Origin of the sequence: Chryseobacterium kimseyorum (assembly GCF_025971945.1) — a bacterium.
Classification (GTDB): domain Bacteria; phylum Bacteroidota; class Bacteroidia; order Flavobacteriales; family Weeksellaceae; genus Chryseobacterium; species Chryseobacterium kimseyorum.
Genome location: NZ_JAPDHW010000001.1, coordinates 506,271 through 529,554 on the forward strand (window position 1 = coordinate 506,271; position 23,284 = coordinate 529,554).

General features: G+C 35.7%; 20 protein-coding genes and 1 other RNA gene. 2 read left to right on the forward strand and 19 right to left on the reverse strand.

All coding sequences use genetic code 11. The features are described 5' to 3' along the window. Window positions 1-149 precede the first annotated feature (149 nt). From OMO38_RS02435 to OMO38_RS02470, 8 genes are all read right to left on the reverse strand, one after another. Window positions 150-2,987: a VIT domain-containing protein gene (locus OMO38_RS02435; protein ID WP_264748654.1), complete on the reverse strand. Its 2,838-nt coding sequence runs from the start codon at window positions 2,985-2,987 to the stop codon at window positions 150-152. A gap of 22 nt (window positions 2,988-3,009) precedes the next feature. After that, window positions 3,010-4,347, reverse strand: a complete 1,338-nt coding sequence (locus OMO38_RS02440; protein WP_264748655.1) for a S1 family peptidase — start codon at window positions 4,345-4,347, stop codon at window positions 3,010-3,012. An 80-nt stretch (window positions 4,348-4,427) separates the two neighbouring features. After that, a complete protein-coding gene (locus tag OMO38_RS02445) occupies window positions 4,428-5,681 on the reverse strand; it encodes a pyridoxal phosphate-dependent aminotransferase (protein WP_264748656.1) in 1,254 nt (417 codons plus the stop codon). Between the two features lie 97 nt (window positions 5,682-5,778). Then, window positions 5,779-7,494, reverse strand: coding sequence for a phospho-sugar mutase (locus OMO38_RS02450; protein ID WP_264748657.1), 1,716 nt, complete (start codon window positions 7,492-7,494; stop codon window positions 5,779-5,781). Window positions 7,495-7,510: 16 nt separating this feature from the next. Next, complete coding sequence (locus OMO38_RS02455) at window positions 7,511-8,122, reverse strand: DNA topoisomerase subunit B (protein WP_264748658.1); 612 nt, start codon at window positions 8,120-8,122, stop codon at window positions 7,511-7,513. 10 nt (window positions 8,123-8,132) lie between these two features. Beyond that, on the reverse strand, window positions 8,133-8,834 hold the full coding sequence (locus OMO38_RS02460; protein WP_264748659.1) for a DUF2807 domain-containing protein: 702 nt from the start codon (window positions 8,832-8,834) through the stop codon (window positions 8,133-8,135). 1 nt (window position 8,835) lies between these two features. Then, window positions 8,836-9,786 carry a glycosyltransferase family 2 protein gene (locus OMO38_RS02465; protein WP_264748660.1) on the reverse strand — a complete coding sequence of 317 codons (951 nt, stop codon included), beginning with the start codon at window positions 9,784-9,786 and terminating at the stop codon, window positions 8,836-8,838. A gap of 16 nt (window positions 9,787-9,802) precedes the next feature. Next, complete coding sequence (locus OMO38_RS02470) at window positions 9,803-10,396, reverse strand: DUF4199 domain-containing protein (protein WP_264748661.1); 594 nt, start codon at window positions 10,394-10,396, stop codon at window positions 9,803-9,805. A 132-nt stretch (window positions 10,397-10,528) separates the two neighbouring features. On the opposite strand from OMO38_RS02470, the gene ffs reads away from it, so the two are divergent. Further along, window positions 10,529-10,626, forward strand: an RNA gene (gene ffs, locus OMO38_RS02475) — signal recognition particle sRNA small type. A 67-nt stretch (window positions 10,627-10,693) separates the two neighbouring features. On the opposite strand, the gene OMO38_RS02480 is transcribed toward ffs, so the two are convergent. The 7 genes from OMO38_RS02480 to gyrA all read right to left on the reverse strand — a co-directional run bounded on the left by OMO38_RS02480 (window position 10,694) and on the right by gyrA (window position 19,305). Next, a complete protein-coding gene (locus OMO38_RS02480; RefSeq protein ID WP_264748662.1) occupies window positions 10,694-11,380 on the reverse strand; it encodes a metal-dependent hydrolase in 687 nt (228 codons plus the stop codon). A gap of 89 nt (window positions 11,381-11,469) precedes the next feature. Next, the gene (gene menA, locus OMO38_RS02485) at window positions 11,470-12,399 is read right to left on the reverse strand and encodes a 1,4-dihydroxy-2-naphthoate octaprenyltransferase (protein ID WP_264748663.1); all 930 of its coding nucleotides are present in this window, start codon (window positions 12,397-12,399) and stop codon (window positions 11,470-11,472) included. Window positions 12,400-12,410: 11 nt separating this feature from the next. Further along, a complete protein-coding gene (locus OMO38_RS02490; RefSeq protein WP_264748664.1) occupies window positions 12,411-13,916 on the reverse strand; it encodes a PH domain-containing protein in 1,506 nt (501 codons plus the stop codon). Further along, a complete protein-coding gene (locus OMO38_RS02495) occupies window positions 13,900-14,445 on the reverse strand; it encodes a PH domain-containing protein (RefSeq protein ID WP_264748665.1) in 546 nt (181 codons plus the stop codon). Before OMO38_RS02495 ends, OMO38_RS02490 begins: the two co-directional genes overlap by 17 nt. Before the next feature lie 137 nt (window positions 14,446-14,582). Continuing rightward, a complete protein-coding gene (locus OMO38_RS02500; protein WP_264748666.1) occupies window positions 14,583-15,419 on the reverse strand; it encodes a 1,4-dihydroxy-2-naphthoyl-CoA synthase in 837 nt (278 codons plus the stop codon). Window positions 15,420-15,635: 216 nt separating this feature from the next. Next, the gene (locus OMO38_RS02505; RefSeq protein ID WP_264748667.1) at window positions 15,636-16,688 is read right to left on the reverse strand and encodes a tetratricopeptide repeat protein; all 1,053 of its coding nucleotides are present in this window, start codon (window positions 16,686-16,688) and stop codon (window positions 15,636-15,638) included. A 25-nt stretch (window positions 16,689-16,713) separates the two neighbouring features. Next, window positions 16,714-19,305, reverse strand: a complete 2,592-nt coding sequence (gene gyrA / locus OMO38_RS02510; protein ID WP_264748668.1) for a DNA gyrase subunit A — start codon at window positions 19,303-19,305, stop codon at window positions 16,714-16,716. A 149-nt stretch (window positions 19,306-19,454) separates the two neighbouring features. Between gyrA and OMO38_RS02515 the strand changes: the two genes are divergently transcribed. Further along, complete coding sequence (locus OMO38_RS02515; RefSeq protein ID WP_264748669.1) at window positions 19,455-19,769, forward strand: DUF4286 family protein; 315 nt, start codon at window positions 19,455-19,457, stop codon at window positions 19,767-19,769. Between the two features lie 1,089 nt (window positions 19,770-20,858). On the opposite strand, the gene OMO38_RS02520 is transcribed toward OMO38_RS02515, so the two are convergent. The 4 genes from OMO38_RS02520 to OMO38_RS02535 form a co-directional block, all read right to left on the reverse strand. Next, window positions 20,859-21,353, reverse strand: coding sequence for a GNAT family N-acetyltransferase (locus OMO38_RS02520; RefSeq protein WP_264748670.1), 495 nt, complete (start codon window positions 21,351-21,353; stop codon window positions 20,859-20,861). A 3-nt stretch (window positions 21,354-21,356) separates the two neighbouring features. Continuing rightward, the gene (locus OMO38_RS02525; RefSeq protein ID WP_264748671.1) at window positions 21,357-21,869 is read right to left on the reverse strand and encodes a DUF421 domain-containing protein; all 513 of its coding nucleotides are present in this window, start codon (window positions 21,867-21,869) and stop codon (window positions 21,357-21,359) included. Between the two features lie 109 nt (window positions 21,870-21,978). Next, window positions 21,979-22,383: a hypothetical protein gene (locus OMO38_RS02530; protein WP_264748672.1), complete on the reverse strand. Its 405-nt coding sequence runs from the start codon at window positions 22,381-22,383 to the stop codon at window positions 21,979-21,981. A 184-nt stretch (window positions 22,384-22,567) separates the two neighbouring features. Further along, on the reverse strand, window positions 22,568-23,284 hold a 717-nt coding region (locus tag OMO38_RS02535), incomplete at its 5' end, for a hypothetical protein (RefSeq protein WP_264748673.1).

A 23,284-nucleotide genomic window follows, 5' to 3' on the forward strand; every position in this document is an offset into this window, starting at 1 on the left:
TGAATATCGCACAGCTTAACTTACGCGGAACTTTTTTTATCAGGTAGCTTCGAGATCCTCAGCTTCCTGATAAAAAACTAAAGCGGAAAAAGTATAGCTGCCAAAAAAAAGCCGAAGTACAAACCTTCGGCAATTTAATATGATTTTTCTTAAAACTCAAATTCTCCAATCAGAATTTTGCTGTCACTCTCCCGTTTATTTTCCTTTTGACTTTGGAAAACGGCAATTTTTCTTTCCTGTCTTCCGTCTGAATAATACAGATAAACTTCTGCCATCACTGTAGCTGGCCCGGAAAGTATATTCTGTCTCTCGCCAAAGAAATTGGTTTTGATTTTATATTTTCCTTTCACTGCTTTCTTCAGCAAAAACTGTTCTGGCCCGAATCCCTGAGTAAAATCGTTGCTCAGTCTTCCACCGATTTGTGTAGATTTGTGACCATACGAACAGTCCTCTCCTTTCGGATCGGTAACCCAGAGATCGATGTCGGTGTTGTCTTTATTCCAGTTAATCACCACACGGATGTCGACCGGAAGATCAGCTTTCAGGCGGTCATCAATTTTGCTTCCGTCAACATTTTTATTTTGTTTCAGAATATTATTGATTTCCATAATCAGGATTTCTTCAATTCCGTTGTCCCTCATAGAAATTTCGTCTGTAAATTCCTGATATAAAAGTGATTTGTAAATATTTAAAGCTTCCTGAGGTCTTTTGTTGTCAATTAAAGCCAAAGCATGATCCCGGTGACTCTGCGCATCAAAAGGTCTCCATTCCAAAATTTTCTGTGTAATCCACAGTTCTTTATCGTAATGACCTCTCTGTTTCAGAAGATAATAAATGGTTTTGTAGAGTTCTTCATTTTCTAAATCCAATTCAGCCAGTGTACTTAAAACCTTTAATGATAGTTCTTTATTTCCTTTTTTGAACAGCAATTTAGAAATATCAAAATAATAGGTTACCTGCTTCTCATGTTTCGACCGGTTTTCTAAATATTTCTGGTAAATTGCGTCTGCAGACTGCAAATTCTGAAAATCTTTCATGTATTCTGCGGTACTTTCTACATCAACAAGCGTGATTTTGCCCTTTGGTCTAGCTTCAGTTTCTTCCAATTTCGCAGAATTAGATGCTACCATGTCATAATTAGCTACTGGGGATGCCTGAACTTCCCTCACTGCATTTGGTGGTGCAGGTGCATCAACTCTAGATTGATTTGAAACTCTTGGATATTCTTTTTTTTCTACAGGTTTAAATTCAGTATTCCACCAGGTTTTTAATTCTCTGGTTTTATCGAACGCTTTGGATAAAAGATTTTTCCTTTCTTCTAAAACTCTTCCTTTATTCTGAGAAACAATTTTTTGATAATCAGCCAATAATTCCTGTGGTGGCGTAATTCTGTAGCGCACATAATCATTGATGTCATCCAGGACAATGAGACTTGTATTCTTACTCACCACGCCAAACTGCTCACTGATATTTTTAATTTCCTGACGGTTTCGAGTGGAATTTAATTCCAGTTCATTGATTTTTCTCTGTGCCCAAAACTGAGCAATCTGCCAGTTTTCGAGTTGTTGTGCTTGAGAAAAATCGACAGGTGTTTCAAATCTATCGTTCCCGACTGAAAAAACTGCCGTCAGTTTTCCGACATTTCCTGATGAAATTCCAAAAATATTAACCGGCTCACTGATTACCGAACCAATATTGGGAAACAATTCCTGCATGTTCGGGTTTTCTTTAAATCCTAAAAAACGCACGGGCAATCTTTTGTAAGTTTTTAAAGCAGACTGCGTATCCTGTTCATTTAAATTAATAAAATTTCCACCAGACTGATTCGCCAATAATTTAAGAAGATTAAAATCTGAAGTCGGCGTGCTGGTAATACTGTTTAATGGCTTTTTAAATTTCATCGTTAAATCTCCAAAATTGGAAATTCCGTCCGAGAATAAAAGATATTCCTCTACTCCATTGATTTCCTTTAAAGCTCCGAAATCTGTTCCGCCATCGTATTTTAAGTTGAGAATTCTATTTTTTAATTCGCTCCAGTTTCCTTGTGACACATTGAATTCCTGAGCATTTTCAAAAGCATTATTCAGAAGATAAAGTGAAACTGAAACATTTTTATTGTCTGCAAAATATGCGTCTAAAAACTGTAATTCCTTGTCTCGGTTTCGTTTTGAGCCACTGTAAGAATTATCCCAGATAATCGCAATTTTTTGAGATTTCGGTTTTTCCTTCACAGGAAAATCAAGTCCTACATTCGCAGCGAAATAGAATTTATCTCCTGAAGCTTTCTGTAAAACGACATTCGATGAATTTTGATTTTTAGGAACCGTTACTTTAAGACTTTCATTGGGTCTGAAATCAGTTTTATTAATTTCTGCAATCCATTGATTTCCCTGCTTCTGAAAAGCAAAACTTCCATCTGGATTTTCTAAAATTTTAGGAACATTTACTGTTTCGCTGATCCACACTTTTAGATTAAACTTCGGAATCGTGGTTGCATTCGCAAAACTTAAAAAATACTGATAATCGGAAGCAACGTTCTTCAATTCCTGATGATAGGTAATCTGAATGGTTCTGTTGCCTTTTTCGGGTAACGGATAAATTCTTGTTCTGAAATTATTTCCTTCCACTTTTTCGATGATTCCGGGATCTACATTTCTTTTTTCAATGCTTTCGAAAACCTCTTTGGCTCTTTCCTTCGGTACGGGAACTGCATTTCTCAGCTTTCCATTGATATCTAAAGCATATCCACTCACAGAAACACCCTCCGGTAGCGGAAAAGTAAGCGTTCCCTCTAAAATTCTGTTGCTGGGATTATAAAATGTATACGTCGCTGTGGTCGTAGCAAGATTTCCTAAGATCTTAGTATCAATTTTTACATCCTGAAGAATAACGGGATGCTTTTTCTGATTTTCAACTTCCAGTGTAGGAATTTGCGCCAATGCAAAACTGAATGCCAGTGTTGCCATTAGACTGATTATTTTTTTCATAGGGAAATGTGTTTTAATGATTTTAATTGATGTGGTCCACTTTTACTTCTGATGCTAAAAAAGGATATACTGAATTAATCTGTCGGGCAATAATTCCAAAATTGTAACCCTGTATTTGTTCAACGCCACTAAAATTTACCGCGATGAGCTGTCCGCAGTTATTAAAAATCGGTGAGCCGCTTGCTCCATGGGTAGAAGTGACGCTGTACTGAATTTTTGTACCGTCAGATTCTTTACTGATCTGCCCATTGTACAACTGAACTTTAATTCCCGAAATAGTCTGCGCCAAATCTTCTCCTAAAGGATAACCTATCATTACCGCCTTTTCACCCGGACGTAATGTCTGATCGTCGGTAACTGCATTTTGCAGATCGATGATATTAACCACAGTATTAGGTGTTTCTTTACTTGTTAACTGTAAAACACCCAAATCAACCGATGAATCCTCAGAGATTTTCTCAATGGTTGAAGGAAGCCATTCGTCAGACGAATTGTGCACTGCCACAGAAATATCAACCGTTTTCATATACACTTCGATCTCATCTTCAGAAATATAATTCTTCTGAGGAATCGAGGCTGCAATATCAACTGCTGTAGAAGCAGTATCTACCGACGAATCAGTTGACTCCACAAATTCTTCGCCATTTCTTTCTCCGCTTTCTCCTTCGTCATAGTCAACATCTTCATGATATTCTGAGGATGCATTTTCCCAATGGGATGCGATAAAAGTTTCATAACCGTCTTCTGATATATCAGTAGTCAGGATAGAAGCAATTTTTCTACGGATATTTCCAGCATCTGTGTTTATCTTATCTGTTGTTTCAGGTGAATTCCACGGTTGCAAAACATGGTTGTTGGAGATCATATTCCCTTGTTTATCCACAAAAAAAGCTGTCCCGTAAAGAGTTTGTTCTGACGCTTCGGGAATATTTAGCACAACTTCTTTTCCTTTGATTTTTGCAAAAAAAGCGTATCGGTGTTTTACCATGACCACTGCATCTTTATAGGCATCATAAATCTTGGTATCGGTATCCAGGCATACATTTTCAAGAACCGGCTCTACCTGATGATCTTTGTAATATTGATAACCGAAATAAGAAGCTCCGCCTACCAGAATAATTCCACCTAAGCTGAAAAAAGCAATTTTATAAGGATTTCGTTTCTTTTTTTCGGCCACAGGCAAGCTTTCACTTGTTCGTTGCTGTGTAGGTTTTTCTTGAATGCGATAGGAGGAATTTTCAGAAATTACATTTTCTGACTGAGATTTTTGCTGATCTGAAAAGTCATCAGAAGGCGAATTAATTTCCTGATTTGAATTTTCATCCAACTCACCGTTGGTTTCATTTTTTTCATCGTTCATTTTGTGTCAAGTTTTTGGTTAAAAAAAAATGTTGATTCTAAGAGAATCAACATTTTATAAATTTAAAAAATATTTTTAAACTATTTCAGTTTATTTAAAGAATTTTCAAGCTTCGGCATCATCGCCTCAATTTCGCGGATGTCTAAACCACCTACAGAAGCTCTGAACCAAGGCTCTGATTTTGCTTCACCAAATGCAGAGAAAGGAACTAAAGCAACTCCCGCATCATTGATTAAATAAAATACTAAATCTGAAGAATTTTCGATAACCGTTCCGTCTGGTTTTGTTTTTCCGATGTAATCAATTTTAATCGTTAAGTACAGTGCACCCATTGGCTCGATGCTTTCCACTGCTAAGCCTTTTCCTTTCAAATCCTGAATTCCGTTGTGAAGAACTTTCAGGCTTGCTTCAAGCTTTCCTTTAAATTCATTAACGAAAGTATCTACATTATCAGCGTTTTCATAATATTTTGCGGTTGCTTCCTGCTCCGGCTTGGGTGCCCAGGCTCCAACGTGAGTCAACAGTGCTTTCATCTTGTCGATGATATTTGTAGGTCCAAATCCCCAACCAACACGAACTCCTGTTGCTGCTAAACATTTAGAAATCCCATCGATATAGATTGTAAATTCTCTCATTTCAGGGAAAAGAGATACAGGATCAACGTGTTTTGCCCCAAATGTAAGATTAGAATAAATCTGATCATACATTAAGTACAATGGCTTTTCATCTGCTCCTCTTTTACTGTTTTCCTCCAAAATCATCTCACAGATTTCTCTCAATTGAGATTCTGTAAACATAGTTCCGGTTGGGTTTAGTGGCGAACAAAGCGCCAGTAGAACAGCTCCGTCCAAATGAGGTCTTAACTCATCTGCCGTAGGAAGGAAGTTGTTTTCAGGAGTTGTTTTAACTTCGACCGCATCAGCGGAGGTTAAATATGCATAATGGTTATTGTTCCAAGACGGTGTTGGGTAAATTACTTTATCACCTTCATCAACAATTACTTTGTATACTGCGTAAATCAATGGCCTAGAACCAGCTGTGATCAAAACATCATTAGCATCATAGTCTAGATTCCATCTTCTTTTAAAGTCTTTAGAAACCTCTTTTCTTAAAGATAAAAGTCCGTTTGCAGGCGGATAATTTGTTAAATTATTCTGATACGCTTTCTGAATTTCTTCCTTCAATTCTGCCGGAATCGGATATAGATTAGAATTCAGGTCGCCAATGGTAAGGTTGGCTATTTCTGCTCCTTTTGCCTTAAGATCATTTACTTCATTACCAATTTTTACAATTTCAGAACCAATCAGGTTCGCCGCTAATTTTGAAACTTTCACTTTTATTTACTTTTAAGATATTATATTGAGGTAGCAGAAACAAGGCTGTAGATTGTAGAAAAACCTTTATCTAAAACCTAGTCCCTGCTCCCTTATTTTAATTTAACTGAAGATCTTTTCTTACCTCCTCTATTTTTTGTTCTAAAGATTTTAAAGTTGATTCAAAATCTTCTTTTGAGTTTAAATCTTGTTTTACAGAAACGTAAAACTTAATTTTAGGCTCTGTTCCTGAAGGTCTTACGCAAACTTTGGTTCCGTCCTGCGTGTAATAGATTAAAACATTCGATTTTGGAATTTCATCCATCACCTGTTTTTCATTTTGAGAAACTACGAAATTAGTCTGTTCTTTGAAATCTTTCACTTCTTCTACTAAAGATCCAGCCAATGATTTTGGAGGATTTTCACGGAAGTTCTTCATCATATTCTGAATTTCTTCTGCACCTTCTCTTCCTTTTTTAGTCACATTGATCAAACCTTCATAATACATTCCGGTTTCCTGATAAATCTCGATCAGGTATTCATACATTGTTTTTCCGTTGGCCTTGCACCAGGCAGCGATTTCGCAGGCTAAAACAATACTTCCACAAGAATCTTTGTCACGAACGAAATCTCCCGTCATAAAACCAAAACTTTCTTCACCACCGCAGATAAATTTTTCCTGACCTTCAAAATCACGGATCATTTTTCCGATCCATTTGAAACCTGTCAATCCAACTTTACAGTCAACACCGAACTTTTTAGCAATATCAAAGAATATATCTGAAGTTACAATTGTAGAACCTATAAATTCTTTTCCGGTGATTTTACCCTGCTTCTTCCATTGGTCTAAAATGTAATACGTTAAAATGGTATTACACTGATTCCCATTTAATAACTGAATTTCGCCTTCCAGATTTCTCACTGCAATTCCCAATCTGTCGCCATCCGGATCTGTTCCGATTACGATATCCGCGTTGGTGATTTTTGCTAAATCCATTGCCATTTCCAAAGCTGCAGGCTCTTCCGGGTTCGGAGAATCTACTGTTGGGAAATTTCCACTCGGGATCATCTGCTCCCTAACCAAATCAATTTTCTTGAAACCGGCCTTTTCCAAAGCCTGAGGAACCGTTGTATAGGTAGTTCCGTGGATTGAGGTGAAAACGATATTTAAATTTCCCTTTTCAACATCTTGGTAGGTCGAATTTTCAATACATGCATCGATGTAAACTTCATCCTGCTCCTCGCCGATCCATTCGATAAGATCATCATTTCCGTTAAATTTAATTTCTTCAAATTTTACAGAATACACTTCATTGATAATCGCTTCGTCATGAGGCGGAACGATCTGTGCACCGTCATTCCAGTACACTTTGTAACCGTTGTACTCCGGCGGATTGTGTGAAGCCGTCAATACAATTCCTCCATTACATTTTCTGTCACGAACGGTGAAAGACAGTTCAGGAGTCGGTCTGTGGTTTTTAAATAAAAGTACTTTGATTCCGTTTGCCGTTAAAACATCCGCAACCAATTTTCCAAATTCTTTTGAGTTATTTCTTACGTCATAAGCAATCGCAACGCTGATTTCCTCACCAGCAAACTGCTGTAACATATAATTTGCAAGTCCTTGTGTTGCTTGACCTAACGTGTACTTATTTAAACGGTTAGTTCCAACACCCATAATTCCTCTCATTCCTCCTGTACCGAACTCTAATTCTCTGTAAAAAGAATCTTCCAGGTCCGGAGAATTGCTGTCGATTAGTGTTTGAACAGCGTCTTTTGTTTCTTTATCGAAGGTGTCACTTAACCAAAGTTTTGCTTTTTCTAAAGTTGTCATATTGTATTTTGTAGCTTTATAATTTATATAGTTTGATTTTTAATTTAGGTAATTTTTCTTTTAATAAATTTAACTTCGAATGTAAATCATTGAATTCAAAAATTAAGTTACCAAAAATATTGGGACTAATTTCAAAATTAATTGTTGTTGAATTTTTTGAAATTTCATCTTTTATCATTTCTTTAAAAACTGTTTGTCCTTTTTCGAAAACAAAGTGTGCTTGCTGTTTATTAAAAACAGTGATTAATTCACATTTTTCTGAAACAGCATTTATAGCAGTCATTCCTACGTGGCAAAATTCATCACCAACTTTCAAATGTTTTTTTTCATTACTGCAGGCGCCCATTTTCGTCATAATACACTCTGCTTTAGTTAAATCCCAAGATTTTTCCAAAGACATTCCTACATTGTATTTTACGTTGAAAAATTTTTCACCAAAACTGATAATAATTTCATCACAGGCTTCGTCGAAATATTCATCGATAGCATGGCAAAGACCGCCAAATACGAGAGAATTTAAATTATTTTCTTTAAAACATTCTTTAAAATATAATTGAGGACGTAATCTTACATGCTCCATTCCGTCCAAACTTTGAATATTTTCTGCTGTATACTTTTTCTCGTCCATTTTTTAGCACTTAGCGAAGTATTTTATTTTCTACTTTCGTAGTTTTATCAACTTTAAAAGCTCTTATCGGATCGTTATAATATAAAAATTTAGCTGTGTTTTGTATGTTTCCTTTTAATGAATCTTTTACATTAACTTCTGCATAATTTCCATTTTTAGATTCAATATTTAAATTAACTATTTTCCAATAAGGAGCAATTAAACTTGCTGTGTCTGCGATTTTTATAACGGCATTTTCAGTTTCGCCTAAAAAATTGGCACGGCTCCTGTTCAGCATTTCAACTTCTGCTCTTCTTGTATTCACAGAACCCATAAAAGTAGCATTATTTTTTAAATTGAGTCTAAAATTATCCGTTTTAATTTCGCTCGAAATATTCATTTCAACAGAATCTGAAAGAGAAACTTTTTCCAGATTATATTTAGAATAAATCGTGACATTATAGAAATCTACACCTTTAGTCCCTCTGCCTTCTTTGATAGAAAGTGTTTTTTCATCTACGTCAACATCCAGATTATCAGCGATATTCGGATAGGTTTCAATTTCAACAAAATTCTTCGGACCTCTTGCATAAAATACACGGAATTTTCCGTCTAAATCTAAATTGACAAATTCTTCAACATCAATTTCTTTTTTCTCTAAATTCCCTTTTGGAGATATTTTTCCGCAGGAAACTATAGCTAAAAATGGAATTACATAAAAAAACTTTCTCATCTTATATCACTTCATCAATATTATAATTCTTATGCTCTCTGTTGGTTCTGATAATCATTTCGCCCAAGAAGCCTGCAATGAAAAGCAAAGTTCCCATCAGCATCATCGTCAGTGCAATAAAAAACCAGGGATTATTGGTAATTAAATGTCCATAAATTCCTCTTGCAACATCTATCAGTTTTGAAACTCCTAACCAGAAAGCGGACAGAAAACCTACGATAAACATTAACGTTCCAACAGCTCCAAAGAAATGCATCGGTCTTCCGCCAAAACGGCTTACAAACCAGAGAGTTACCAAATCTAAAAATCCGCGAACGAATCTTTCAGTTCCGAATTTTGAGGTACCGTAAGGTCTTGCCTGATGCGGAACCTCTTTTTCCGTAATTCTTCTGAAGCCAGCATTGGCAGCTAAAACGGGAATATAACGGTGCATATCTCCGTACACATCGATTGATTTTACGACCTGTTTTTTATATGCTTTCAAACCACAGTTAAAGTCGTGCAGATATACTCCAGAAACTTTTCTCGCCGCAGCATTGAATAGTTTTGAAGGCACATTTTTGGTCATCACGTTATCAAAACGTTTCTTCTTCCAGCCGGATACGATATCATAATTATCCTCAATCACCATTCTGTACAGCTCAGGAATCTCTTCCGGAAAATCCTGCAGATCGGCATCCATAGTAATAATCACATCACCGTTTGTTCTTGCAAAAGCAGCGTGTAAAGCCTGGGATTTTCCGTAATTTTTGGAAAATTTTATTCCGTGAATCTGTGGATGCTGCACTTTCAAATTCTCAATAATGCTCCACGATAGATCTGTACTTCCGTCGTCAATAAACCAAACTTCATAAGATAAGTTACTGACTGTGCATACGTTATCAATTCTCGTAAAAAGCTCTTCGAGAGATTCTTCCTCGTTCAGCAACGGAATAACTATAGATAAATTCATTTAATTTTAATAAAAATTATTCTTCAATGATTTCTTCAGGCATTGTTTTCTTTCTGAAAAACGCCCCGAAAAATACAGACAAAACTACGTAAAATATAAGAATTGCGGCAAAATATCCTGAAAAATGACTTGCCGTCAACATATCTTTTCCCTTAATGGTTTTAGGATCAAACCTCTGCAGACCTTCCTGATATTTCTGCTCAAGTTCGTCGATGTCTTTTTGGTGTTTCAAAATCTTTTTGGCAGACAGATATTCTTTATCCAGTTCAGATTTCTGTCTCTGTACATACTGGTAGTTCAGCAGATCTTTTGCATCAGTATCAATGAAATTTAAGAAAGAAAAAATACTTACAACCGATAAAATTCCGCCAACAAACATTGGAACAAATGCTCTTTTGAATGCTTCTCTGAAACCCATTCTGTGTGTATTCCAACGTGATTTCACAGACCAGAATGCTGCTAATGCGTAAAATATGGGTAATATGAAAGCGTTGACTTTCAATGAAGTATCGAAATACTCAACACCTGAAAAGAGAAAATAGACTACAAAAAAGATCAACATTGTAGCGGCATAAAGCAAAATTCCTAAGGTTACTGGACTTTTCGTCATAATTCTGATTTTTAGAAAATTTCTTAAAAAATATTGATCTAAATTTCAGCGGTTTAGCTGTCATAAAGGGTTTTTCTAAGATTTTTTCTTTAATAATATTTTAAAGTTTACAATTAATTCCTATCTTTGCAACGGCAAGTCCTAAACAACCAGCTCCTGAGAATCCTCCAGGGTGGGAACGCAGCAAAGGTAATTGGTCGTAGCGGTGTGATTTAGGTAGCTTGCCATTTTTTATTTTTTTAAATTAAGAGATTAAGATGATTTTATTTAAATTACTTAATCTCTTAATTTTTTTTGTTATATATCGAAAGTTTCGCCCAGTTTCGGAAGAATCAGTTCAACATTTTTTTCCTTAAATTCACTCATGGCATTTTCATGATCAATCTCAATCGCCGGGAAGGTATCAAAGTGACATCCGATTACTCTAGGAGTTTTCAATAATTCTGATGCTGCAAAAGCCGCTTTTCTTGCACACATTGTGTAGTGACCGCCAACAGGAAGAATGGAAAGATCCAAATGACCATACAAAGCTGGAAACAGCTGCATATCAGCCATTACTCCTGTATCACCAGCCAGATACACATTTTTACCTTCAGGAAGTCTGAAAATATAACCTGCAGGAACGCCTCCATAGCTTCCGTCCGGGAATGAACTTGTATGATGAGCCGGAACCATAGAGATTTTTAAATCACTGATTTTCGCTGACCCTCCTAAGTTTACATCATTTTTATTTTTCGCGTCTTTGAAGTATGCACAGATTTCTGGCTGACCAATCAGGACCGCTTCAGGATAATGTTGCAAAACCTCGCCTACATCGGCAATGTGATCGCCATGTGCGTGAGTGATCAGGATGTAATCTATTTTCTGAGCCGAAATATCAAATCCTGACTCAGCTTTTTTATAATTATAAAAAGGATCGCAAAGGATTGTTATTTCTTTGTAAGTGAACAGAAAACAGTTCTGTCCCAGGTATTGTATCTTCATTTTTTATTTATTTTATTAAATTAATTTCAAAAATCTTCTCACGAATAGCACTGCTTTTTGATTGTAAAAGAAATCAAAAATTGATTGTTCTACCTGAAAAAATTAAGTCCGAAAGCGGTCATCACTGCCATCATGAAAGTAAGAATTCCCACCTGCTTCAAAAATGGATCAAGTTGTCTCGGTTCTTTTACTTCCATTATTTTTCTTCTCAATTTAGCGAATGGAATAATGAGAATCATGACGATAAAAACATAGTAGTTCTGGGACTGCAAAAATCCGTTTAACGCTAAAAAAATAAGTATTAAGATTAACGGAAACTGCAGTAAAACCATTTCATAAATCATGGCATTTTTAAAACCAATTCTTAAAGCAAAACTGTTTTTCCCAGACAGCCGGTCACTTTCGATGTCTCTCATATTGTTAAGATTAAGAACCGCCATACTCATCATTCCCACTGCTGTTCCCGGCAAAAGCATATCCCAGCTGAATGTTTTGGTGAAGAGAAAATAACTTCCGCAAACCGACACCAAACCAAAAAACACAAACACAAAAAGATCTCCCAATCCCATATATCCATAAGGTTTTTTGCCGACAGTATAGCCAATTGCCGCCAGAATACTCGCTACACCCAATCCGATGAAAATGTAGAATTCAGTAATATAATCCGGGATAAAAGCCAGATATAGAAGTGCTACGGTTGCGATCAGAGATATAACTGAGAACAGGATCACTGCATTTCTCATCTGCTTCGCAGTGATTTTTCCCGATGCTACAGCTCTTGCTTCGGCTTCAGATGCTCTTTTTGCATCAGTACCTTTGATTCCGTCACCATAATCATTCGCATAGTTTGATAAAACCTGATACAGTAAAGTCACCAGTAGAGCCAGGACAAATATTTTCCAGTCCCATGTTCCACCTTCGCCCCAAAGTCTCCATTTTGCGATAAATGACCCCATGATAATTCCGCTCAGGGAAAGCGGTAATGTTCTAAGCCTTGCAGCTTTTATCCAATCTGACATTAAATTTTTATTTAATTATTCTTAGAATTTTCAATTTTGTAGATACAGTAGTTCAGCAGTTTTTTCAGTTTTAAAAAGTCTAAGGCGACGATTTTGAACCGCCCTGCAGACGTGTAAAAAGTGATACTTCCTAAGTTTGTTTTTCTTTGCCAAAAATACTGAGAAATTTTTACAGTCTGAAGCTTTTCTACCTCAAAAGTTTTATGATTTATATCCCAAATTCCCGATTTTAATCTGATAAATCTTTCGCTATAAAACAATTTTAAATTGCGGAATGAAATAAAAATAAGCAATTCTACTAAAACGATATAGATAAGTACTAAAAACCAATAGTTTATAAAAATGTCTTTCTCTATCAGGAATACCAAAATCAAAGGCACACAAATCCACTCAAAAGTATTGACCAGTACTAGTCTGAAATTTGGTTTTAAAAAATTTGCAAAAGTGGGATTTTCTTCCCAGATAGCTGAGAGCAGCTGTACTTTTTCAGAATTAGAAATTCCAGGAACAGCAGCTACATTTTTTTCATCTTGCTCCTCATTCTTTCCAATCTGAAGAAATTTCACGTAAGAAATATTTAATTTCTTCTGAATCCAGTTTTGTGTTTCATTGATGACCTGCACCTTCGATTTGTTAACAATTGAATTGCGTGTATTAAACAAACCATACTCGAAAGAAAAACTCTGCCTATTTTCAGTGATTGTAAAGTTGAAAAATTTGATAAGTGTACGGACAGCATTAATTATTATACCCACAATAATGACTATCAAAACCAATCCTAAAATCATCGGTACAGAGAATGCCAAAAACTGAGATTCTACCGTGTCATAATCTAATTGAGTTTTAAATTCTACTTTTTTGAGCAGATTACTGAGTTCAGAAAAACCATAAATCACCAAACTGACCAACGCAAAAAAACTCTGAACATAATTGGCTGTAACTCCATATTTTAAGATATTTGCGGTGGAGATTTTGACCGGATGCTGTTCTTTATTTTCTTTGATTTCTATGAGTTCATCAGCCTGCTCAGGATCGTTTTCTATTTGTTTCTCCGTCAGCAGATATTCTTTAAGATCTACCGCATTCTGTTTGGTCAAAGCAGAAATTTTCACTTCTTTTTCAGAACTTCCGGGTGTGTCAATTTCAAGTTTGTAAATATTAAAAAACCGATGAACAAAAGGTTGTGAAATATTAACCTCCTGAATATTTTCTCTTTTAATTTTGGTAACTGAAGTATTTATAATTCCCTGATGAATGACAAATTCATCATTTTCATCATCGATGTAATATTTAAAATGATAATACTGTAGAATTGCAGAAACAATGAGAATCAATAAAACTGCGATCACAGAAATGATGATCATCCAGAGTTCTATATCTTTATTTTTAACAAAATAAAATATGATGAAAACCCATAAGTTTTTAACGACCAATCCTACATTGTATAAGAAAAGCAATACAATGCCCGTTTTCGACTGTCGTTGAGGCTGAAAAAAAGAATTAAGCTTCTCCTCCATTGTCTGTTTTTTCCTTCGAAATACTTTCACGGATCAAATTATTGATTCCTTCTGCAATATCTTCAGGCAGGCCATTAATCGTGATATCACCGCCGCTCACTCCAGCTGTATAAACTGCAACTGATTTTAGATTTAAGATCTTAGAAAACCAACCCTGCTCTACTTTGATATGCTGAATTCTTTTGAAGGGAACAATCATTAAAGTTCGCTTAAACCAGCCATGCTGATACACCAAATCTTTTTCACGGATCGCATATTTTCTGAATTTAAAACCAATCACAGCATTTAAAAACAGAAAAACAATCAGCAGAAAAATTCCAACTACAATTGCCCATATCTCCAGTGAACTTAGATTAAAGTAAAAAAAATAAAAAGCTACACCCATCACTCCGATTAAGAAAACCGAGAATAATACAATATTCAGCAAAATAATCTGCAGATATTTTGGCGATATGGACACGAGTTTTAAATCACCAAAATCAGGGATTTTGAGATCGAAAACCTGAAAATTTTGAAAGTTGTTTTCCATAATTTATTTTCCGCACATTTTGCAGATGAGGAAGATTTATTTCTGTTATTTTAGAAACTTTTATAATCTGAGAATATATTGAGCACAAAATAATAGGTAATGAAATTACTCATTACCTATTGCTCATTATTTATATTTTAAGAAATCCACTGATCTTTTCCGAAGTCCGGTTTTCTCTTTTCAAGAAATGCATTTCTGCCTTCTTTCGCTTCTTCAGTCATATAAGCCAGTCGCGTTGCTTCACCTGCGAAAACCTGTTGCCCCACCATTCCATCGTCGGTGAGGTTCATAGCAAATTTCAGCATTCTGATGGACGTCGGAGATTTAGCTAAAATTTCCTGAGCCCAATTGTAAGCTGTATCTTCAAGCTCGTCATGAGGAATCACCGCGTTGACCATTCCCATATCGAAAGCTTCCTGTGCCGAATAATTTCTTCCCAAAAAGAAAATCTCACGCGCTTTTTTCTGTCCGACCATTTTGGCCAAATAAGCTGAACCGTAACCACCGTCAAAACTCGTAACATCCGCATCCGTCTGTTTGAAAATTGCGTGTTCTTTACTCGCTAAAGTTAAATCACAAACAACATGAAGTGAATGACCGCCACCTACAGCCCAACCAGGAACTACTGCAATCACAGCCTTCGGCATAAAACGGATTAAACGCTGAACTTCCAAAATATTTAAACGGTGTCTTCCATCTTCACCTACATAGCCCTGCTGACCTCTCGCCTTCTGATCACCTCCACTGCAGAATGCCCAAACTCCATCTTTAGAACTTGGCCCTTCTCCTGAAAGTAACACGACACCAATTGACGGATCTTCTGAAGCATCATAAAATGCATCATACAGCTCTGAAGTTGTTTTGGGTCTGAATGCATTTCGGATTTCCGGTCTGTTGAAGGCAATTCTTGCCACACCGTTGCATTTTTTATAAGTAATATCTTCGTATTCCTTTACGGTTTTCCACTCGATCATTCTGTAAAAATTTTTCTCAAAGATACGGAATTGAAGAGAAATTTAACATTGATTTTGAAGGATAATTCTGAGATGTACGAATGTATTATCAGTGCGAATTAATCACTTCTGACTATGAACATATAATTCTAAAATCATTATAGAATTTCAATTATTTAAAATAAAAAAACCGGAACAAAAATGTTCCGGTTTATATCAAATTCAATTTAATGAATATTATTTCGGTTGCTTTGCCTGAAGTGCAGCCTCTTTAGCTTTCATTTCATTAGCTTTTGCCTGATTTTTTGTAATTCCGTAGATTTCTCTCAACGTTGTCACTGCATCTAAGCTTTCAGGATTTGTCTGATGCCATTTTTCTGCATATGGTAATGCCTTGTTGAATCTCTCTTTTCTTGCTTCAATCAATGTTGTCGCTTTGTCCGGGTCTGACTTTCTCAACGCATTAATATTCTCCACAGCTTTAGCATCGTCTCCCAATGAAGTATATACTAAATTCTGATAAGCATTGTTCAGCAATTGTGTGTTAGTTCCTGCCAGTTCAATCGCTTTTTGAAATGAAGTAAGTGATTCAGCCTCAGTAGCAGGTGTTTTAGCCTGTAAAACTCCTAAGTTGTACCAATTGGTAGCATCATTAGGATTTTTAGCCAACTGCTCTTTCAGGTTTGATAAAAATTTATCAGTATTTCCAGTAGCATACAACGCAGTCCCCTGATATTCTTTCAGCTTAGCATTGTTAGGAAATTTAGCCAAACCTTTTTCAATAATAGCTAAAGCCTCATCATTCTTTTTAGCATTTAAAAGTAATGTTGAAAGAGTTTCATACAAATCTGGCTCTACACTTTTAGTCTGCTCAGTTTTAAAATCTGAATAATCTTTTGAAGATGATTTCTTCAACAGTTCCCAGGTATTTTTATCATACGTTTCAACATCACCAGACTTATTTTGCTTTGCTGTATATTGAGTTGTAACGCCCGTATATCCTGAATTAACCAGATCAGTGTAAATTTTGATAGATTCATCCACATTATTAGCAAGAGCATAGCTAAGACCTGCGTAATACATATACACTTTATCATCCTGCCCGCTTGTTTTCATTAAGTTATAAACCTCTAAAAACTTCGGTGCCGCAACTGCATAATTCTTCGCCTGATAAGCATCCATTGCTGCTTTATTAGAAGCTTGTAATTGCGCATTTACATCCTTTGCATCTTTCTGTCCGAAAACAAATGCTGATGAAACGATAGCTATACCTAAAATTAGCTTTTTCATAATAACAATTTTATTTTTATATTAATTATTCTTCAGAATTGTCTTCAGCTGCATCTTCTGAATTTTCGTCTTCTGAATTGTTTTCTATTTCCGGAGCGTCACCTTCTTCTGCCGGAAGAATCACGCCTTCCTCACCTTCTAAAAGTTCTTCTTCCTCCACAACATCTTTATCCATTTCCACTTTTGCGATGGCTGCAATTTCGTCATTCTTCTTCAGATTGATCATTTTTACACCCTGAGTATTTCTACCCATCACACGCATCTCGTTCATATTCATTCTGATGGCAACACCCGATTTATTGATGATCATCAATCCGTCGTCGTCGGTCACATTCTGAATTGCAATAAGATTACCTGTCTTCTCGGTGATGTTTAATGTGATTACTCCCTTACCACCTCTGTTGGTAATTCTGTAGTCTTCAACAGCTGTTCTCTTACCATATCCTTTTTCAGATACCACAAGCACTGTATCATTTTTCAAGTCGTTCACAACAATCATACCAATTGCCTCGTCATCTTCTTCCATGCTGATCCCACGAACTCCGATAGAACCTCTACCCACTTCTCTCACTTTTGCTTCCGGGAAACGGATACATTTACCGTTCTTCGTAGCAATCATAATTTCTGAAGTTCCGTTCGTTAAATAAGCACCCAGCAACATGTCATTATCTCTAATTTCAATTGCATTCACACCATTTACTCTAGGTCTTGAATAAGCTTCCAGCGAAGTTTTCTTGATGGTACCGTTTTTAGTAACCATTACAACGCTCATTTGGTTAACATATTCAGCGTCTTTTAAGTTATTGGTTCTGATGTATGCTTTAATCTTATCATCCGGCTCGATGTTGATCAAGTTTTGTACCGCTCTTCCTTTTGCAGTTTTAGAACCTTCAGGAATTTCAAATACTCTTAGCCAGTAACATTTACCTTTTTCTGTAAAGAACAGCATATACTGGTGATTGGTTGCAGATACGATGTATTCTAAGAAATCTGAATCTCTTGTCGTTGCTGCTTTGTTTCCTACACCGCCTCTGCTCTGAATTTTGTATTCTGAAAGCAACGTTCTCTTCACATATCCTGCGTGAGAAATTGTAAGAACTACCGCTTCGTTCGGGATAATATCTTCGATAGACATTTCACCTCCGGAATAATCGATTTCTGTTCTTCTCTCGTCACCGTATTTTTCTTTAATTTCAAGCAATTCATCTTTAATAATCTGGAATCTTCTCGGTTCGTTCGCCAAAATATCTTCCAAATTATTAATTTCTTTCATAATTGCTTCGTATTCATCACGGATCTTGTCAAGCTCCATTCCTGTCAAACGAGCCAAACGAAGATCCAGAATCGCCTGAGCCTGAAGTTCAGACAAGTCAAATTCCTGAATAATTCCTTCTTTTGCCGCTTGTGGAGTTGCGCTGTGACGGATAATAGAAATCGCTTTATCTAAAGAATCCTGAGTTCCGATCACCTTCATGAAACCTTCAAGAATGTGTGCTCTTTCTCTGGCTTTTCTAAGCTCATACTCCGTTCTTCTTACAATAATAACGTGTCTGTGCTCTACAAAGTGATGAATAATATCTTTTAAGTTCAACTGTTCAGGTCTTCCGTGTACCAATGCAATATTGTTGACACTGAAAGAAGTCTGAAGTGAAGTATATTTATATAATAAGTTAAGAACAACATTAGGTATCGCATCGTTTTTCAGTTCATAAACAACACGCATCCCGTTTCTGTCAGACTCATCTCTGATTTCGTAGATACCTGGAATTTTCTCATCCTTCACGAGCTCAGCTGTTCTGGCAATCATTTCCGCCTTGTTAACCTGATAAGGAATTTCAGTTACAATAATTGCATTTCTGTTGTGTACTTCCTCAAAGCTTACTTTTGCTCTTAAAACTACTCTTCCTCTACCTGTATGAAAAGCATCTCTTACACCGTCGTATCCGTAGATTATTCCACCTGTTGGAAAATCAGGAGCAACAATATGCTGCATCAGTTCGTCGATGGTAATTTCTCTGTTATCGATATACGCTGTAATTGCATCTACCGCTTCTGATAAATTGTGAGGCGCCATATTGGTCGCCATCCCTACTGCGATACCGGAAGTACCGTTTACCAAAAGATTAGGAATTTTTGTAGGCATTACGCTTGGTTCCGTCAAGCTGTCGTCAAAGTTGTTTTGAAAGTCAACCGTTTCCTTGTCAAGATCAGATAAAATTTCGTCTGAAATTTTCTTTAATCTTGCTTCGGTGTAACGCATTGCTGCAGGCGGATCACCATCCATTGAACCAAAGTTACCCTGCCCGTCAACCTGTGGATAACGTAAACTCCACGGCTGAGCCATTCTTACCATTGCATCATATACAGAAGAATCTCCATGTGGGTGATATTTACCTAAAACATCTCCTACGATTCTTGCAGATTTTAAGTACTTTCTGTTTGAAAAAACCCCTAATCCATACATACCGTAAAGTACTCTTCTATGAACAGGTTTCAAGCCATCTCTTACATCCGGTAAAGCTCTTGAAACAATAACGGACATTGAATAATCAATATAAGATGACTTCATTTCATCAACGATGTTGATAGGAATCAATCTTTCTCCTTCTCTTTGCATATATAACTTTTATTGTAATGATAATCAGACGTTTAAAAAACAACCTGAAAACTATTTAATTTGAATATTTAATAACGGGCTAATTTACGAAAATTTTACCGATTTTTGCCGAACTATTTATTCAAATAATCTTAAAAATTCTTAAAAATATGAGCGTATTGAGCATTACTTTCCATTGTACAAAAGACAATATCGGAGAATGGGAAAATTACGTGGATGACACCCTGGTTTTGATGACAGAAAATCTTTTGGATGTTGATAAATATATACTCTCTGAAGTTCACAGCGACTTTATTGAAGACGGAAAAAACTACAACCTCCTTCTTATTTTCGATAATGAAGAAAAGAGATCCGAGTTTATGGAAAGTGAACTGGTAAACATCTCTGAAAGGATAGAAAACAAATTCGGACAGGAAGTAATGATCTTTAATACTTTTCTAAATCCTAAGAAAAAGAAAATATAAATTAAAGACTCAATCTCTTCAAATAAAAAAACAGGCTGACTCAAAATGAGACAGCCTGTTTTTTTATAAATTTACTACAACAACCGGCCTGCTATGATAAACACGGGGTTGTCTGTATCTTTTGTGAGTATAGTGTCTCACTGGTCTTGCTGGTCGATAATAATGCTTTTTGTAATAATGTCTGGGAGCCTTGTGATAGGCAACTCTTTTATATTTCATCTTATGATGGCCACGATGATGATTTTTATGCGAACGTGGATGATGACGTTTTTGGGTTGGTTCTGCCTGATAAAATGCAACGGCAAAGACAATAAAGAATACTCCAATTACTTTTGATAACAACTTCATAATAATAAAAATTTCAAGTTAACTTCTCAAAAATTACAATGATAATGCCAAAAATCGAGAAAGATTAAAATTAAATAACGGAAGATTTACCGAAATAATATGTGTATTAAAAATTATTTACCAATTAATCACTTGCAATTCATCTGCCCAAGATTAACAAACCTCTATCATCACCATCGGTTGACAGGACATATATTTTTAAAATAAAAATTGCCCAAGACCGGGGCAATTCTTTATGTTTAGTGTCTTCCTCTATGGTGACCTCTTTTTTTCATCTGGCCGGGTGCATAGTGTTTCGCACTTCCGCCGTGAATTTTTTTAGCGTGTCCAGGTGGTAACGGTCTGCGCCCTGGGTGATCATGCACTACGCATGACACCAGCATCACGCTCACGATACCGACCGCGCCAATTATTTTTGCTAATCCTTTCATAAGTTTTACTTTATATTTTTTCAGTAAGTAAACTTACAATCATAATGCCAAGACTGATGAAATCAGCCTATTTCCGGCTAAACTATCTATGTCTGTTACGGGGATGAGCTTCCTTTAATTTTTCTACTTTCGCATCATGACCAGGCGGCATAGGTCTTTGACTTGGATGCGGAACGCATGATGAAAATAATCCGGTGAGAATAATTGCTGCAACTGTATTTTTTATAAATTTCATATTAAAGTATTTTGAATTATACCTTAAATAATACAATCAAAATGCCAAAGAAATCTACTGATGAGCTATATCCTTTCAGAACAGATTCTCACTTCTTCTTTCAAGCATTACCAGATCTTTCCAGTCACCATGAAGCTTGCCTACTTTCTCACGGACGCCAACCGTTCTGAAACCGTTTTTTAAATGAAATTTGATTGAGGGTTCATTTTCAGGAAAAATATTAGACTGTAAAGTCCAGAATCCATGGTTTTCGCTGTCGATAATAAGCTTTCTCAGCAAAAGTGTACCTAAACCTTTCCCTGTAGAATTCTGATCGAAATAAATACTAACCTCAGCAACGCCCTTAAAGCATTCCCTCTTGCTCACGGGTTTTAACGCACACCAACCAATCACTTCATTGGTTTCGTCTTCCAAAACCCATCGGCAGTCGTTGATAAAGCTTGTATTCCAAACCTCAACATTTGGAAGTTCAGTATCGAAGGTGGCAATTCCACTGTCTATGCCCTGCTGAAAAATTTCCATCACACGGGTTTCGTCTTTTGGAAGCATTTCTCTTATTTCGTAGTTCATTTTCTAATGATATTTTCTTTTATTTTTTCTCTTGATTCTTGAATAATGCGTCTGCTTATCTTTTTGATCCTCCGAGATCACACTGATATTTCCATCCACTTCCAGAATCGACAGTTTCACATTCTCAATACTTTCAACTCCGTGCTCCCTGATGGATTCGTTGAGTTCATCAAATGTAATTTTTACTTTTCTCAACGCTACGTGATCCACCACTCCGTCTCTTACCAAAATCACTGGATCAGCCTCCATAAAGCTTGCAAATGACCGGTTTGAAAACATCAGTCTTTTTAAGGTAAAGTTTGCCGCAAACAAAACGAGCGCAGCCACGATTCCGCCTTCAAGAGAAGTGTTTTCACCAACCATTGCGTTCTGTACAGCATTCGAAATCAGCAACAGCAGAACAACATCTCCCGCATTCAGTTGGGAAAGCTGATTCTTGCCAAACAGACGAATGGCAATGACCATGAATAGGTATACGCAAAGCGAACGTACGACAACATCTACAATAGGATTCACGGTAGGATAAATTTAGATTCAAATGTATACAATTACCGGAAATAAAAAACTGCTTTTTCAAGCAGTTTAAGGGAAATTGTATATAGTTTGTCTGATCAATTATTTCTGATTATCTGTTGTTAATATCCACTCTTACCGGCATTACAAAAGATGAAGCAATCATGTTCTGATTCAGTTTGCTGGGATCAATTTTATACTGAAGCTGACTCAACACTTTTTCAATTTCTTTACTCACATTTTTACAGTCACCTTTTGACCGTACATTCACGATCTTTCCGTTGTCAGCAATGTCAAATTTCACTTCTGAATTGACGATTCCCTGCTTGTAATCAGAGTTGGTAAAATCGAAATTGGCAATTAACAGATTTCTGATTTCATTGAATGCATCATTTTTATTTAACTGAACTTCCTGAATGGTATTGCTAGAAGTCGTTTGAGCCTTTACATTTCCTACGATCGCTGTTAATCCTAATGCGAAAAGAGAAGCAACAAATATTTGGATTTTATTTTTCATAAGTCTTTGATTTTAAATTATATATTAAACTTGTATTGATTTCTAATTCAAAGATATAAAAAAATATTCATACAAATTTCACATTGAGTTAACATTGAGTTAACATTAGAAATTATAATATTGATTTTCAGTTAATTAAAGTTTTAAAATAATTGAATTGTTAACATTGGAGATTGATATTTAATCATTTTGACTTCAGTAAATCTCTTTTTGCTTTTTCTTTTGATGGATCTATTACTCTATCATAAAATAGTTTGTAAAATAAATACATTCCAACTACAGGTACAAAGTATTTTAAAATTTCAAAAACTGTTGATTTTTTGAATTCTAGCCACCCTTGCTTTGTAAATCCGAAAATTTCATATTCATTTTTCTGAATCACAAAAGCTGATATATAAATAATAATGTAAAACACAAACAAAAGTATCCCCCAATTTTTCCAAACTCTAATTTTTTTATCCATTTGCTTTGATGTTAACCTTGAAATCGTTTCATCATTACTAGAATTTTCTGAATTTATACCACTATTAGTTTGTTCATTGTTATACCCTCCAATTTGGTTATTATTTAGTGTGGTGTTATCTCCAATATTAATCTGATCTCCCATTATTATTGTTTTTAATTCGTCCTTTCTTATTATATTTTTTGCTTCTTCAAAGCTGTAGCTTTTTGATACTGAATTATAATATGAACGTTCACATTCATCAATTATAAGATTTATATAAAAAAATAAAGATTGCTTATCAAAAATAGCCTTTTTTATATCAAGCAAAACATTTCTTATTTTTGTAAAACCTTCTTCATATTCAGATTGCTTTATAATAAATTTTTGAAACAAATGCCTGGCATTTTGAAATTCAAAACTATCCTTAACCTCATCTCTATATATTGTATAAAATAG

Coding starts and splice junctions, on each gene's coding strand:
- OMO38_RS02530 (WP_264748672.1), bottom strand. CDS start 22,383: ATGAAAAATAAAATCCAAATATTTGTTGCTTCTCTTTTCGCATTAGGA.
- OMO38_RS02495 (WP_264748665.1), bottom strand. CDS start 14,445: ATGGAAAACAACTTTCAAAATTTTCAGGTTTTCGATCTCAAAATCCCT.
- OMO38_RS02490 (WP_264748664.1), bottom strand. CDS start 13,916: ATGGAGGAGAAGCTTAATTCTTTTTTTCAGCCTCAACGACAGTCGAAA.
- OMO38_RS02480 (WP_264748662.1), bottom strand. CDS start 11,380: ATGAAGATACAATACCTGGGACAGAACTGTTTTCTGTTCACTTACAAA.
- OMO38_RS02450 (WP_264748657.1), bottom strand. CDS start 7,494: ATGACAACTTTAGAAAAAGCAAAACTTTGGTTAAGTGACACCTTCGAT.
- OMO38_RS02460 (WP_264748659.1), bottom strand. CDS start 8,834: ATGAGAAAGTTTTTTTATGTAATTCCATTTTTAGCTATAGTTTCCTGC.
- menA (WP_264748663.1), bottom strand. CDS start 12,399: ATGTCAGATTGGATAAAAGCTGCAAGGCTTAGAACATTACCGCTTTCC.
- OMO38_RS02440 (WP_264748655.1), bottom strand. CDS start 4,347: ATGAACGATGAAAAAAATGAAACCAACGGTGAGTTGGATGAAAATTCA.
- gyrA (WP_264748668.1), bottom strand. CDS start 19,305: ATGCAAAGAGAAGGAGAAAGATTGATTCCTATCAACATCGTTGATGAA.
- OMO38_RS02455 (WP_264748658.1), bottom strand. CDS start 8,122: ATGGACGAGAAAAAGTATACAGCAGAAAATATTCAAAGTTTGGACGGA.
- OMO38_RS02500 (WP_264748666.1), bottom strand. CDS start 15,419: ATGATCGAGTGGAAAACCGTAAAGGAATACGAAGATATTACTTATAAA.
- OMO38_RS02435 (WP_264748654.1), bottom strand. CDS start 2,987: ATGAAAAAAATAATCAGTCTAATGGCAACACTGGCATTCAGTTTTGCA.
- OMO38_RS02520 (WP_264748670.1), bottom strand. CDS start 21,353: ATGAACTACGAAATAAGAGAAATGCTTCCAAAAGACGAAACCCGTGTG.
- OMO38_RS02505 (WP_264748667.1), bottom strand. CDS start 16,688: ATGAAAAAGCTAATTTTAGGTATAGCTATCGTTTCATCAGCATTTGTT.
- OMO38_RS02515 (WP_264748669.1), top strand. CDS start 19,455: ATGAGCGTATTGAGCATTACTTTCCATTGTACAAAAGACAATATCGGA.
- OMO38_RS02465 (WP_264748660.1), bottom strand. CDS start 9,786: ATGAATTTATCTATAGTTATTCCGTTGCTGAACGAGGAAGAATCTCTC.
- OMO38_RS02470 (WP_264748661.1), bottom strand. CDS start 10,396: ATGACGAAAAGTCCAGTAACCTTAGGAATTTTGCTTTATGCCGCTACA.